11 protein-coding genes are annotated in these 13,772 nt (G+C 68.4%); 2 read left to right on the top strand and 9 right to left on the bottom strand.

The features are described 5' to 3' along the window. Positions 1–106 precede the first annotated feature (106 nt). Genes DIE02_RS08895 through DIE02_RS08905 form a run of 3 tightly spaced genes read right to left on the bottom strand, consistent with a single transcriptional unit; the run spans position 107 to position 6,123 of the window. On the bottom strand, positions 107–1,630 hold the full coding sequence (locus DIE02_RS08895) for an efflux transporter outer membrane subunit (RefSeq protein ID WP_044844485.1): 1,524 nt from the start codon (positions 1,628–1,630) through the stop codon (positions 107–109). Then, on the bottom strand, positions 1,630–4,830 hold the full coding sequence (bpeB, locus tag DIE02_RS08900) for an efflux RND transporter permease BpeB (RefSeq protein ID WP_044844486.1): 3,201 nt from the start codon (positions 4,828–4,830) through the stop codon (positions 1,630–1,632). Before bpeB ends, DIE02_RS08895 begins: the two co-directional genes overlap by 1 nt. A gap of 15 nt (positions 4,831–4,845) precedes the next feature. Beyond that, positions 4,846–6,123: an efflux RND transporter periplasmic adaptor subunit gene (locus DIE02_RS08905; RefSeq protein ID WP_124486935.1), complete on the bottom strand. Its 1,278-nt coding sequence runs from the start codon at positions 6,121–6,123 to the stop codon at positions 4,846–4,848. Between the two features lie 398 nt (positions 6,124–6,521). Here DIE02_RS08905 and DIE02_RS08910 point away from each other — a divergent pair, with 398 nt between their 5' ends. Continuing rightward, positions 6,522–7,163, top strand: a complete 642-nt coding sequence (locus DIE02_RS08910) for a TetR family transcriptional regulator (RefSeq protein WP_124486934.1) — start codon at positions 6,522–6,524, stop codon at positions 7,161–7,163. A gap of 5 nt (positions 7,164–7,168) precedes the next feature. On the opposite strand, the gene DIE02_RS08915 is transcribed toward DIE02_RS08910, so the two are convergent. Continuing rightward, positions 7,169–7,822 carry a cysteine hydrolase family protein gene (locus DIE02_RS08915; protein WP_124486933.1) on the bottom strand — a complete coding sequence of 218 codons (654 nt, stop codon included), beginning with the start codon at positions 7,820–7,822 and terminating at the stop codon, positions 7,169–7,171. 152 nt (positions 7,823–7,974) lie between these two features. Between DIE02_RS08915 and DIE02_RS08920 the strand changes: the two genes are divergently transcribed. After that, positions 7,975–8,976: a helix-turn-helix domain-containing protein gene (locus DIE02_RS08920; protein WP_124486932.1), complete on the top strand. Its 1,002-nt coding sequence runs from the start codon at positions 7,975–7,977 to the stop codon at positions 8,974–8,976. Between the two features lie 73 nt (positions 8,977–9,049). Here the strand turns inward: DIE02_RS08920 and DIE02_RS08925 are convergent, their stop codons facing one another. The 5 genes from DIE02_RS08925 to DIE02_RS08945 all read right to left on the bottom strand — a co-directional run bounded on the left by DIE02_RS08925 (position 9,050) and on the right by DIE02_RS08945 (position 13,769). Beyond that, entirely contained in the window at positions 9,050–9,760 is a 711-nt protein-coding gene (locus tag DIE02_RS08925; RefSeq protein ID WP_124486931.1) for a CoxG family protein, read from the bottom strand. Positions 9,761–9,788: 28 nt separating this feature from the next. Then, on the bottom strand, positions 9,789–10,148 hold the full coding sequence (locus tag DIE02_RS08930; RefSeq protein ID WP_044844491.1) for a DUF427 domain-containing protein: 360 nt from the start codon (positions 10,146–10,148) through the stop codon (positions 9,789–9,791). A 138-nt stretch (positions 10,149–10,286) separates the two neighbouring features. Then, complete coding sequence (locus DIE02_RS08935) at positions 10,287–10,724, bottom strand: carboxypeptidase-like regulatory domain-containing protein (RefSeq protein ID WP_124486930.1); 438 nt, start codon at positions 10,722–10,724, stop codon at positions 10,287–10,289. A 93-nt stretch (positions 10,725–10,817) separates the two neighbouring features. Continuing rightward, complete coding sequence (locus tag DIE02_RS08940) at positions 10,818–12,302, bottom strand: DegQ family serine endoprotease (RefSeq protein WP_044844493.1); 1,485 nt, start codon at positions 12,300–12,302, stop codon at positions 10,818–10,820. Between the two features lie 120 nt (positions 12,303–12,422). Further along, positions 12,423–13,769 carry an ATP-binding protein gene (locus DIE02_RS08945; protein WP_124486929.1) on the bottom strand — a complete coding sequence of 449 codons (1,347 nt, stop codon included), beginning with the start codon at positions 13,767–13,769 and terminating at the stop codon, positions 12,423–12,425. Positions 13,770–13,772: the final 3 nt, after the last annotated feature.

A 13,772-nucleotide genomic window follows, 5' to 3' on the forward strand; every position in this document is an offset into this window, starting at 1 on the left:
CCGCACAAAAAAAACGCCACGGACCTTCGTCCGTGGCGTTGTCGCATCCCGGGGACCGCGACTTCGGCGAACCGGCGCGGTCGCCCGCTCCTGCCCGCCGTCGCGCTTACCCGTTCGTCGCTGCCGCCGACGCAGCGGCCGGAGCAGCCGCCTTGTCGTAGTCGACCGTCTCGTCCGGTGCGCGCGGCGTCTCGCCCGCGTGCTGGATCCAGCCGCCGCCCAGTGCGCGGTACAGCGTGACGAGGTTCGTCCAGCGTGCCAGGCGCGCGCTGATCAGCGACTGCTGCGCCGAGTACAGGTCGGTCTGCGCGGTCAGCACCGACAGGTAGCTGTCGACACCGTTCTTGTAGCGCAGGTCCGACAGGTCGAAGCGACGCTGCTGCGCGTGCTCGTTGCGCTCGAGCGCGGCGATCTGCTGGTCGTACGTGCCGCGTGCGGCCAGCCCGTCCGACACTTCGCGGAACGCCGACTGGATCGCCTTCTCGTAGTTGGCGATCTCGATGCGCTTCTGCACGTTCGCGAGGTTCAGGTTCGCGATGTTCTGCCCGCCTTCGAAGATCGGCATCGTGATCTGCGGCGCGAACGACCACGCCGCGGTGCCGGCCTTGAACAGGCCGCCGAGCGTCGGGCTGCCGGTGCCGAACGCGCCCGTCAGCGAGATGCGCGGGAAGAACGCCGCACGCGCCGCGCCGATGTTCGCGTTCGCGGCCAGCAGCGTCTGCTCGGCCTGCATCACGTCCGGACGACGCGTCAGCAGGTCGGACGGCAGACCGGCCGGCACGTCCGTCAGCAGGTTCTGCGCGTCGAGCGGCATGCCCGCCGGCAGATCGTCCGGCAGCGGCTCGCCGATCAGCAGCACCAGCGCGTTCAGCGCCTGCGCACGCGCGCGCGCCTGCGCCTGCTGGTTCGCGAGCGCCGTCTCGACGACCGTCTGCGCCTGACGCAGCTCGAGCTCGGAGCCCGTGCCGTTGTCGAACTGCAGCTTGGTCAGGTCGTACGACGCCTGGGCCGACTTCAGCGTGTTTTCCGTGACCTGCAGCAGGTCGTCGGTCGACAGCAGCGTCAGGTACTGATCCGCCACCTGCGACACCAGCGAGATCTCGGCAGCCTGCCGTGCGTACGACGTCGACAGGTACTGCGCGAGCGCCTGGTCCTTCAGGCTCTGCACGCGACCGAACAGGTCGAGTTCCCACGACGCGGAAACGCCGACGTTGTAGGCCCGCGAGATATACGGCGCACCCGTCTGCGACAGGCCCTGCGGTACGCGCTGGATGCTGCCCGTGCCCGTGCCGTCGAGCGTCGGGAACAGGCCCGCGCGCGTGATCTGGTACTGCGCGCGCGCCGCCTCGATGTTCAGCACCGACACGCGCAGGTCGCGGTTGTTCTTCAGCGCGATCTCGATCAGCCGCTGCAGGCGCGGATCGACGAAGAATTCGCGCCAGCCGATGGCGGTCGCCGCCTGGCCGTTCGCGCTGCGCGCGCCGGCAGCGCCCGGCTGCGTCGCATAGACGCCGCCGGCCGGGTACGCCTGCGCGACGGGCGCGTCGGGCCGCGTGTAGTGCGGCGCCATCGTGCAGCCCGTGGCCAGCAGCGCGACCGCGATTGCAGTCAAAGCGTGTTTTTGCATCATCACTGTCCCTTGTTGCCTTCGTCGCCGTTGCCCGGCTTCTCTTCGTGGTGCGAGTGCTCCTGAGCCAGACGCAGCGCCTGGTCGACGTCTTCCTTCTCGCCGCTGAAGATCGCGCGGATCTTCACGAAGAACATCGGGATCATGAAGATCGCGAGGAACGTCGCCGTGATCATCCCGCCGATCACGCCGGTACCAATCGCGTGCTGGCTGGCCGAACCCGCGCCGTTGCTGATCGCGAGCGGCATCACGCCGAGAATGAACGCGAGCGACGTCATCAGGATCGGACGCAGCCGCAGGCGCGCCGCTTCCAGCGCAGCCTCGATCGGCCCCATCTTCTCCGTCATCTGCAGTTCGCGCGCGAATTCGACGATCAGGATCGCGTTCTTCGCGGACAAGCCCACCGTGGTCAGCAGGCCGACCTGGAAGAACACGTCGTTCTCGAGGCCGCGCATCGTCGCCGCGAGCAGTGCGCCGACCACGCCGAGCGGCACCACCATGATCACCGAGAACGGGATCGACCAGCTTTCATACAGTGCCGCGAGACACAGGAACACGACGAGGATCGAGATCGCGTACAGGATCGGCGCCTGCGAGCCGGACTGGATTTCCTGGAACGACAGGCCGGTCCACGAATAGCCGATACCGACCGGCAGCTTCTTCGCGAGCCCTTCCATCGCGGTCATCGCCTGACCGGTCGACTTGCCCGGTGCGGCCTGACCCTGGATTTCCATCGCCGACACGCCGTTGTAACGCTCGAGCTTCGGCGAACCGTACGTCCAGTGACCGGTCGCGAACGCGCTGAACGGCACCATCCCGCCCGACCCGTTGCGCACGTACCAGATGTTCATGTCCTCCGGCGTCATCCGGAACGGCGCATCCGACTGCACGTACACCTTCTTGATCCGGCCGTCGGTGTCGAGGAAGTTGTTCACGTACTTCGACGCCCACGCGATCGAGAACGTCTGGTCGATCGCATCCGCCGTCACGCCGAGCGCATTCGCCTTCTCGCGATCGATGTCGACCTTGTACTGCGGCGTATCGTTCAGCCCGTTCGGACGCACGCCCTGCAGCGTCGGATCCTTCGAGGCCATCCCGAGCAGCTGGTTACGTGCGGCCATCAGCGCGTCGTGGCCGAGACCGGCGTTGTCCGTCAGCTCGAAGTCGAAGCCGGCGGCGGTGCCGAGTTCCGGAATCGACGGCGGGTTGAACGGGATCACGATCGCGTCCTTGTAGCCCGAATAGCGCCCGAACATCCGGCCGATCAGCGCCTGGACCTTCTGGTTCGCGTGCTGGCGCTGCGAGTAGTCCTTCAGGCGCACGAACACGAGACCCGAGTTCTGGCCGCGGCCGGCGAAGCTGAAGCCGTTGACCGTGAACGCCGATTCGACGATTTCCTTCTCGTCCTTCAGCAGGTAGTCGGAAATGTTCGCGAGCGTCTTCGCGGTCGTTTCCTGCGTCGAGCCCGACGGCGTCTGCACGATCACGAACATCAGGCCCTGGTCTTCATCGGGCAGGAACGACTTCGGCAGGCGCACGAACAGCAGGCCGACCGCGACGATCACGACCAGGTAGATGATCAGCCAGCGGCCCGAGCGCTTGATCACGTGGTGCACGCCGACGTGGTACTTGTCGCGGCTGTTGTTGAACGTGCGGTTGAACCAGCCGAAGAAGCCCTTCTTCTCTTCGTGATGGCCCTGCGGGATCGGCTTGAGGATCGTCGCGCACAGGGCGGGCGTCAGAATCAACGCGACCAGCACCGACAGCACCATCGCCGACACGATCGTCAGCGAGAACTGACGATAGATCGCACCGACCGACCCGCCGGAGAACGCGACCGGCACGAACACCGCCGACAGCACGAGCGCGACGCCGACGAGTGCGCCGGTGATCTGGCCCATCGCCTTGCGGGTCGCCTCCTTCGGCGACAGCCCCTCTTCCGCCATCACGCGCTCGACGTTCTCCACCACCACGATCGCATCGTCCACCAGCAGGCCGATCGCGAGCACGAGGCCGAACATCGACAACGTGTTGATCGAGAAGCCCACCAGCGACATGATCGCGAACGTGCCGAGCAGCACGACCGGCACCGCGATCGTCGGGATGATCGTCGCCCGCAGGTTCTGCAGGAACAGATACATCACGAGGAACACGAGCACGATACCTTCGAGCAGCGTCTTGACCACTTCCTCGATCGACAGCTTCACGAACGGCGTCGTGTCGTACGGATACTTCACGACGAGGCCGTGCGGGAAGAACGGTGCGAGCTCGTCGATCTTCGCGCGCACGGCCTTCGCGGTCGCGAGCGCGTTCGCGTTGGTCGCGAGCTGGATACCGAGTGCCGCGGTCGGCTGACCGTTGTACTTCGTGTCGAAGTTGTAGTTTTCGCCGCCGAGGCCGATTTGCGCGACGTCCTTCAGGCGCACCTGCGAGCCGTCCTGGTTGACCTTCAGCAGGATGTTGCCGAACTGCTCGGGCGTCTGCAGCAGCGTCGATTCGGTGATCGTCGCCTGCAGCACGGTGCCCGGCTTGGCCGGCGTGCCGCCGATCTGGCCGCCCGCGATCTGCACGTTCTGCGCGGTGATCGCGCTCGTCACGTCGACCGGCGTGAGGCCGTAGTTCGTCAGGCGGGTCGGGTCGAGCCAGATCCGCATCGCGTACTGCGAGCCGAACAGCGTGACGGTACCGACGCCGTTCAACCGGCTGATCGGATCCTTCACGTGCGACGCCACGAAGTTCGCGAGGTCGTACTTGTTCATGCTGCCGTCTTCGGAGTTGAAGGCGAGCACCAGCAGGAAGCTGCTGCTCGACTTCGTCACCGACAGACCGAGCTGCTGCACGACCTGCGGCAGAACCGGCGTCGCGAGCGACAGCTTGTTCTGCACCTGGACCTGCGCGATGTCGGCGTTGGTGCCCGGCGCGAACGTCAGCGTGATCGTGGCGTTGCCCGAGTCGTCACTCGTCGACGACATGTACAGGAAGTTGTCGAGACCGCTCATCTGCTGCTCGATCACCTGCGTCACCGTGTCTTCCACCGTCTTCGCGGAAGCGCCCGGGTAGTTCGCGGTGATCTGGATCGATGGCGGCGCGATCGTCGGATACTGCGCGATCGGCAGCGTGAAGATCGCCGCAACCCCGGCCAGCATCAGGATGATGGCGATCACCCACGCGAAGATCGGGCGATCGATAAAAAACTTTGCCATGAAACAGGCTCCCTGTTATTGCGCGCTCGAAGCAGCGGCGGCGCTCGCCGGCGCTGCGCCCGATGCGGCGGCGCCGGACGCGGCGGCGGCGCCGGAACCGGCGGCAGCCGGCGCGGCGGTGGCAGCGGCGACACCCGATGCGGCACCGGCCGCCGGTGCGAGTTGTGCCTCCACCGACTTCACGGTCGCGCCCGGACGCACCTTCTCGCCCCCCTGCACGATCACGTGGTCGCCCGCCTGCAGACCGCCTTCGACGATCCAGTCCTGGCCGCGCATGCCCGCCGTCTTCAGCGGACGCGGCTCGACCTTGTTGCTCGCGTTCACCACCATCGCGATCGCCTGGCCCTTCTGGTCATGCGTGACGCCGATCTGCGGCACCAGGAACGCGTTCTCGTTCACGCCTTCCTCGATCCGTGCGCGCACGAACATCCCCGGCAGCAGCACGCGGCCCGGGTTCGGGAAGACCGCGCGGATCGTCACCGAGCCGGTGGCCTGGTCGACCGTCACGTCGGAGAACTGCAGCTTGCCGGCTTCGGAGTACGTCTTGCCGTCTTCCAGGATCAGCGACACCTTCGCCGCGCCCGGGCCGCTCGTCTTCAGGCGGCCGCTCTGCACGTCCTGGCGCAGCTTCAGCCCGTCGAGGCTCGACTGCGTCAGGTCGACATAGACCGGATCGAGCTGCTGCACCGTCGACATCAGCGTCGCCTGGCTCGCCTGCACGTACGCGCCCGGCGTCACCTGCGAAATGCCGACGCGGCCGGTGATCGGCGAGACCACATCCGTGTAGCCGAGATTGATCTGCGCGGTGTCGACCGCCGCCTTGCCGGCCGCGACGTCCGCCGCGGCCTGCCCTTGGGTGGCCACCGCGTTGTCGTAGTCCTGCTTGCTGACCGCGTTCGCGGCCACCAGCACCTTGTAGCGCGCGACCAGCGCGTTCTGCGTGACGAGGTTCGCCTGCGCCTTCGCGAGCGTCGCCTTCGCGCTGTTCAATGCAGCGAGGTACGGCGCCGGATCGATCTTGTACAGACGCTGGCCGGCCTTGACGTCGGTGCCTTCGGTGAATTCACGGCGCAGCACGATGCCGTCGACCCGCGCGCGGACCTGCGCAACGAGGAATGCGCTGGTACGGCCCGGCAGTTCGCTGTAGACCGGCACGGCTTGCGGCTGGACGGTGACGACGCCGACTTCCGGCGTTTGCGGCGGCGGTGCCGATTCTTTTTTTCCGCATGCAGCCAGGAAAACCGCGGCTGCCGCGACAGTGATCAAGCGGTATGGAACCCGTTCGACGCGCATGGAGCGACCTCTGTGTGTAACCAATGGAATGAGTGCGGCGCACGGACGGAGCGCCACACGGATGCGCCTCGCGGCGCAGATCGAACACCTGAATTACTGGACTACTGGATACAGCAAGTCGGCACGAGACCTCCATGCCGACGAGATGCCGCGAACTGCGGACTGGTACTTTGGCGGGAATCAGCAGAGTGGGATATTAACTGATTGCCACTTTGGTCATTCGATCGTAGGGTGGTATTGTATATACATTCACGAATGTATGTAAAAAGCCCGCTCGTCCGTCGCCAACCGCCAAGTCTTACGAATTATTACCAGTCGCAAGCATAGCCCGTCCGCACAGCCGCGACGAGGGTTACGGACCCTATATTCACCTACGATCGATCCATTCAGGCCTGCACATGGTCAGACGCACCAAGGAGGAGGCGCTCGAGACGCGCAACCGCATTCTCGACGCCGCCGAACACGTGTTCTTCGAGAAGGGCGTGTCGCACACGTCGCTCGCGGACATCGCCCATCACGCCGGCGTGACGCGCGGCGCGATCTACTGGCATTTCGCGAACAAGAGCGAGCTGTTCGACGCGATGTTCGACCGCGTGTTCCTGCCGATCGACGAACTCAAGCGGATGCCGCTCGATGCGCCCGGCGGCAATCCGCTGGAGAAGATCCGCAAGATCCTGATCTGGTGCCTGCTCGGCGTGCAGCGCGACTCGCAGTTGCGGCGCGTGTTCAGCATCCTGTTCATGAAGTGCGAGTACGTCGCGGACATGGAGCCGCTGCTGCAGCGCAACCGCGCGGGGATGAGCGAGGCGCTGCACGCGATCGATGCCGATCTCGCGGGCGCCGTGCGGCTCAAGCTGCTGCCCGAGCGGCTCGACACGTGGCGCGCGACGCTGATGCTGCACACGCTCGTCAGCGGTTTCGTGCGCGACATGCTGATGCTGCCCGACGAGATCGACGCCGAGCAGCATGCGGAACAGCTCGTCGACGGCTGCTTCGACATGATGCGTTACAGCCCGGCGATGCTGAAGACGGGCGACTGACCGGCTCAGGCCGCCTTCGCGCGTTGCGCGCGGGCCCGCCGGTTCGACGCGGCCACCGAATCGCGCGTCGGCATCGCCGCGCCGCCGAGTCCCGCGATCCATGCGTCGGTCGACATCACGGCCGCGAAATTCGACTGGAACACCACCGTGTACGCGCGGTGAATCTCTTCGGCGCTCGCCGCGCCCGCTTCGTTCGCGTACGGCAACGCGCCGGTCGCGTCCGCCAGGTATTCGACGGCGAGCCCCGCGTGGGCCGCGTGATAGACCGTCGACGCATTGCAGTTGTGCGTCATGTAGCCGGCGACCGCGAGCGTATCGATGCCGTGCGCGTCGAGCCACGCGGCGAGATCGGTGCCGGCGAACGAACTGGCCTGCGCCTTCACGACGAGGTGCGCATACGGCCGGTCGGCGACGACCGGATGCAGCGCGACACCGTCGGTGCCCGGTGCGAAGATCGGCGCGCCCGCCGGCGCGACGTGCTGGACGACGATCACCGGCACGCCGGCCGCGTGCGCGGCGTCGATCGCGCGGCCGATGTTCGCCAGCGACGCGTCGACGGGCGGATATTCGATCGGCAGGTTGCCGGTCACGTATTCGTTCTGGACATCGATCACGATCAGGGCACGGCGGGAAGCGGAAGACGATACGGCGTTCGACATGGCAGGCTCCGGGTTCGGCCGCGCCGCCCCGCTCCGGAACGGGGCGGACAGCAGCGCGATGCGATGCATTGTCGGATTGCATCGCGCCGGCGGACAGTGGCCCGATAGCCATTCTTCGATAGAATCGGGCCATCGCCACCCCGGAGCCCGTCATGCGCGCCGCTGCGTCGTCCGTTGCCCCCGCCTCGACCGTCGTCGCCGTGATCGCGTACGACGGCATCAGCCCGTTCCACCTGTCGGTGCCGTCCGTCGTGTTCGGCAAGGAGCGCGATGCGGCCGCGATGCCCGCGTTCGAGTGCCGCGTGTGCTCGGCCGAGCGCGGCCCGCTGTCGACGACGGGCGGCTTCACGATCACCGCGCCTTATGGGCTCGACGCGCTCGACGACGCGGACATCGTGATCGTGCCGGCATGGCGTGATCCCGACGAAGCGCCGCCGGACGTGCTGGTCGATGCGGTACGCGCGGCCGCCGCGCGCGGCGCGCAGGTGGTCGGCCTGTGCCTCGGCGCGTACGTGCTCGCCGCGGCCGGGCTGCTCGACGGGCGCCCGGCCACGACGCACTGGGCGTGGGCCGACGACTTCGCGCAGCGCTTTCCGCGCGTGAAGCTCGACCCCGACGTGCTGTATGTCGACGACGGCAACCTGATGACGTCGGCCGGCACGGCCGCGGGGCTCGACTGCTGCCTGCACGTCGTGCGGCGGCGCTTCGGCTCGGACGCCGCGAACCAGATCGCGCGGCGTCTCGTGATCCCGCCGCACCGCCAGGGCGGCCAGGCGCAATACGTGCCGCAGCCGGTCGCCGCGCATCCGCGCGACGCGCGCCTCGCGGGCCTGCTCGACTGGGTGCGCGCGCATCTCGACGTCGCGCACAGTGTGGATTCGCTCGCCGAACGCGTGCTGATGAGCCGGCGCACCTTCACGCGCCACTTCCGCCAGGCGACGGGCACGACCGTCACCGCGTGGCTGCAGGCCGAGCGGCTCACGCGCGCGCAGCATCTGCTGGAAACCACCGGACAATCGATCGACGCGATCGCGCAAGCGGCCGGCTACGGCTCGAGCGTGTCGCTGCGCCAGCATTTCGCGGGCGCGCTCGGCACGTCGCCGTCGGCATATCGGCGGGAATTTCGCGGCGCCGGGCCCGACGCCCGACGCTAGCGGCGGCCGCACCGCCGACGAACGGCCGGCGACCGGCCGGACAATGAGGCAGCGCGGCGGCGCGCGCAGGCGCTCAGGCGCCGTTGATCCAGCGCGCCGCGTACAGCAGCAGCGCCACGAACACGACGATCGCGGCCCACGCCCAGACGGGCAGCGGACCCGATTCGCGATGATGCACGGCGCTCGCGGCGCGGCCGCCGAGCGCGCCGCCGAGGTGCGGCGGCAGCGGACGCTTCGCCGCGGCCATCAGCGACGCCGGCCGCAGGAACACATGCTGGCGACGCTGCGGGCTCGAGCGCGCGCGGTTCGGCACGAGACCGTGCTTCGCCTGCACGACCGCGCAGAATTCGCGGAAGAAATCGTCCGTCCACTCGTGCAGCGCGTTCTCGATCTGCCGCGCCGGCAGCTCGGCGAGCGGCCCGCTCGCCGTCGCCCACACCACGTATTCGATGCACGTCGCAGCCGTGTCGTCATCGTCCGGCCGCAGCACGAGCTCGACCTGCCCGCGCAGCGCGCCGAGGCCGTCGGCCCGCGCCTTGAAGTTGAGCACGCGGCGCGGCTGCCCTTCCGCGTCGCCCTGCTCGCTCGCCGAATGCGCACGCACGTCGTAGCGCGCGCGCAGCGGGCCGAGCGGCACCGTGATGGTCAGCGCGAACTCGCCGCGCGCGAGCTTCACGAACGATTCGCAATGATCGAAGCTCGCCCGCAGCAGCGCGAGATCCTCGAGCGCCGCCCGCACGACGGCCGGCGCGAGCGGTACGCGTAACGTGTCGTTCAGTTCCATGATGCCTCCCCGATGAACACGCGCCGCATCAGGACGTCTCGACGAGACTGTCGACCCGTGCGACGTCGAAAGCGACGTAGTGCGCAAGCGCGGACGCAGTCGCCCCCGGTTCCTCGTAACTCCATGCGGCGTTCTCGATCACGCCGTCTTCGGTCTGCAGGTCGAAATACACGGCCCGGCCCCTCAGCGGACAGTCCGTCGTGACGCTCGACTTCACGAGCCGGTGCATGTTCACGTCGCCGCGGGGCAGGTAATGGATATCCGGCAGGCCCGTTTCGCGCACGGTCAGCGCGCCGTGCGAATCGGCATACGTGATGCCGCGATGGATCACGCGCACGCGATGGCGGTTCGGCACGATTTCGAGGCGAGGGTCGGCGGCATCGGACATCGTTTCTCCTCCGGGCGGCGGTCCCGGCGCGCAAGCCGCGGGCCGGAAACGAAAAAGCCACGGCACAAGTGCCGTGGCCTTCATTATGGGCGAAACTGGGCCCGATTGCGCGGCCCGGCCGGGCCTGCGCGCGACGCGCTACTGCGCACTCCACTGGAACGCGACCTTCGCGCCGCCCTTCGCGCCGACCATGACCGCCCGCGATTCGTCGCTGCCCTGGTACGACGCATGCACGGTGTAGCGCCCCGGCGGCAGCTTCACGAGCATGTACGGCCCGCGCGCGTCCGTCGCCAGCAGCTCGGTGCCCTTGCCGTCGACGATCCGCACATGGACGTCGGCCAGGTATTCGCCGCCCTTGCCGGTGAACCGCAGCGCCAGCGGCCACGCCGCCTCGTTGCTCTCGAATGCCGTCGATTGATCCTTGCCGATGCCGCCCGACACGTAGCTGACATCGCCCTGCTGGCTCGCCGCGGGCAAGCCGTCCGATTGCGCGTACGCGCCGGGCACGGCGGCGGCGAAGCCGGCGGCCAGCGCCGCCGCGACGGCAAATCGGGACACGTTGCGTAGATATTGCATGGCTCCCTCCTTTCGGGTCGGAACACAGCACCACGGGCCGAACGCCGGCGACGCCCGTCGGGGCCGGCCAGGCCGGCCCGCAACGGCCGCCGGTCAGCTCAGGTCGACCGGCACGAAGATCTGTGCATTATCCCGCTGGATCAGGAGAGCAAGACTGTTGCCTGCTCCCTTGACCGCGTCGCGCAACTGCTCGGGGCTCGTGACCGGGCGGCCGTTGACCGCGAGGATCACGTCGCCGGGCTGGATGCCCGCGCTGGCTGCCGGCCCACCGGCCTGCTGCACGATCAGCCCGTGCGACAGGTTGGCGGCACTGCGCTCCTGCGGCGTGAGCGGACGCACCGCGACGCCGAGGCGCCCCTGCTCGACGGGGCCGCCGTCGTTCGATGCCAGCTTCGCGTCGGTCATCGCGCCGAGCGTCACGCTGATCGACTTCGTCGACTTGTCGCGCCACACCTGCAGGTCGGCCTTCGAGCCCGGCTTCAGGTTCGCGATCTGCGCGGGCAGCGACGTGGAGTCGGCCACCGGCGAGCCGTTGACCGCGAGGATCACGTCGCCCGGCTGCAGGCCGGCCTTCGCGGCCGGGCCATTCGGGTCGACCGAGCTGACGAGCGCGCCGTCCGGCTTCTGCAGTCCGAACGAGCTCGCGAGCGTCTGGTTCAGCCCCTGCACGGCGACGCCGAGGCGACCGCGGCTCACGTGGCCGGTCTTCACGAGCTCGTCCTTGACCTTGATCGCCTCGTTGATCGGGATCGCGAACGACAGGCCCTGGAAGCCGCCCGTCTGCGAGTAGATCATCGAGTTGATGCCGATCACCTCGCCCTGCAGGTTGAACAGCGGGCCGCCCGAGTTGCCGGGGTTCACCGGCACGTCGGTCTGGATGAACGGCGTGTAGTTCTCGTCGGGCAGCGCGCGCGATTTCGCGCTGATGATGCCGGACGTGACCGTGTTGTCGAAGCCGTACGGCGAACCGATCGCGACGACCCACTGGCCGACCTTGCTCTGTGCCGGGTCACCGATCTTCACGGTCGGCAGGCCGCTCGCGTCGATCTTCAGCACCGCCACGTCGGACTGCTTGTCGGCGCCGACGACCTTCGCCTTGTACTCGCGCTTGTCGGTCAGCTTGACCGTAACGACGTTCGCGCCGTCGATCACGTGCGCATTGGTGAGGATGTACCCGTCCGAGCTGACGATGAATCCCGACCCGAGGCTCGCGCTCGGCTGGTCGTCCGGCTGCGTGTCGCCGCCCATGCCCGGCACCTGGCCGTAGAAGTGCTTGAAGAACTGGTAGAACGGATCGCTCGGATCCATCGGCAGCTGCGGCTGCGGCACGCGCCGCGACACCTGCTTCACGACGTGCTTTGCGCTGATGTTCACGACCGCCGGGCCGTAGGTTTCGACCAGCCCGGAGAAATCGGGAATGCCGGTCTTCGCCGCGGCCTCGGCCGGCATCAGCGCGGCGGCCTGCGCGGGCGTGATGATCTGCGGATCGGCGCGGCGGGTGCCCGCGACATAACCGGCGGACAGGGCGGCCGCCACGGCGACCGCGACGGCGCCGCGCGCAAGGAATCGGGTGTTCATCGTAGGACCTCCTCGTTGTTAGGACGCAGCGTAACGACGCTGACTTAAAGGAGGCTTAATCGACCTTAAGCGGGGCTTAGGCCGCCGCTACCGCGCGGCGCCCGCGCGGTGTGCCGTTCGTCATACGGATTCGGACGCCTGCGGCGCCGGCTGCGGCAGCTCGGCATCGCGGAACACGACGCTCACGAGCAGGCCGCCCGCGGCCGCGTCGCCGAGCGTCACGGTCGCGCCCTGCTGAGCCGCCACGCGCTTGACGATCGCGAGCCCCAGCCCGCTGCCCGACACGTCGGCCCGCGCCCGCGCGGAGCTGTCGCGGTAGAAGCGGTCGAACACGCGCTCGCGCTCTTCGGCCGGGATGCCGGGGCCGCTGTCGCCGATCTGCACGCACGCGCGGCCGGCCGCGTCGCGCGTCAGCGACACGTCGATGCGGCCGCCGTCCGGCGTGTACTTCACCGCGTTGTCGAGCAGGTTGCCGAACATCACGCGCAGCGCGCCGACGTCCGCGACGACGGTCGCCGCGCGCGTCTCCTCGAAGCCGAGATCGATGCTGTGCCGTTGCGCGAGCGGTGCATGCGCGGCCACGCATTCGACCAGCAGCGCCTGCAGGTCGACCGGCTCGCGCATCGTCGCGCCGTCCGGTTCGGCGCGCGCCAGCGCGAGCAGTTGCTCGGCGAGGCGCGTCGCGCGCGTGACGCCGTCCTGCAGATCGGCGAGCGCCTCGCGGCGCGAAGCGTCGTCCTTCGCGCGCGCGACGAGCTGCGCCTGGATCTGCACGGCCGCGAGCGGCGTGCGCAGCTCGTGCGCGGCATCGGCGACGAAGGCCTTCTGCGTGTCGAGCGCGGCCGCGAGCCGCGCGAGCAGCCCGTTCAGCGCGCGCACAAGCGGCTGCACCTCGAGCGGCAGGCGCGCATCGGGCAACGGATCGAGCGCTTCCGGCCGGCGCGCCTCGACCGCGCGCGTGAGGCGCTCGAGCGGCGCGAGCCCTTGCCCGACGATCATCCAGACCGCCGCGCCGAGAAACGGCAGCAGCACGATCAGCGGCCACAGCGTGCGCAGCGCGACGTTCGCCGCGAGCCGGTTGCGCACCGACAGCGGCTGCGCGAGCTGCACGACGTTGTCGCCGACGATCGCGCCGTACACGCGCCATTCGCCGCGATCGGTGCGCTCGGTCGAGAAGCCGAGTTCCGCGCGCGGCGCGATCGGCGCGCGCGGATGCGAGAAGTACATCAGCACGCCGTTGCGGTTCCAGATCTGGATCACGATGCCTTCGTCGCCGTTGGTGCGCGAACCGAACACCTGCGAAAACGGCTCGGACGGCAGCGCCGCGGCGATTTCCTGCAGCTGGTAGTCGAACAGCTCGTTCGCTTCGGCGAGCGCCTGCCGGTAGATCAGCCAGCCCGCGGCGCCCACGCCCGCGACGACGATCGCGAGCAGCCAGATCAGTAGTTGATGACGAATCGACCGCACGCG

Source organism: Burkholderia sp. Bp8991, from assembly GCF_003853795.1.
Classification (GTDB): domain Bacteria; phylum Pseudomonadota; class Gammaproteobacteria; order Burkholderiales; family Burkholderiaceae; genus Burkholderia.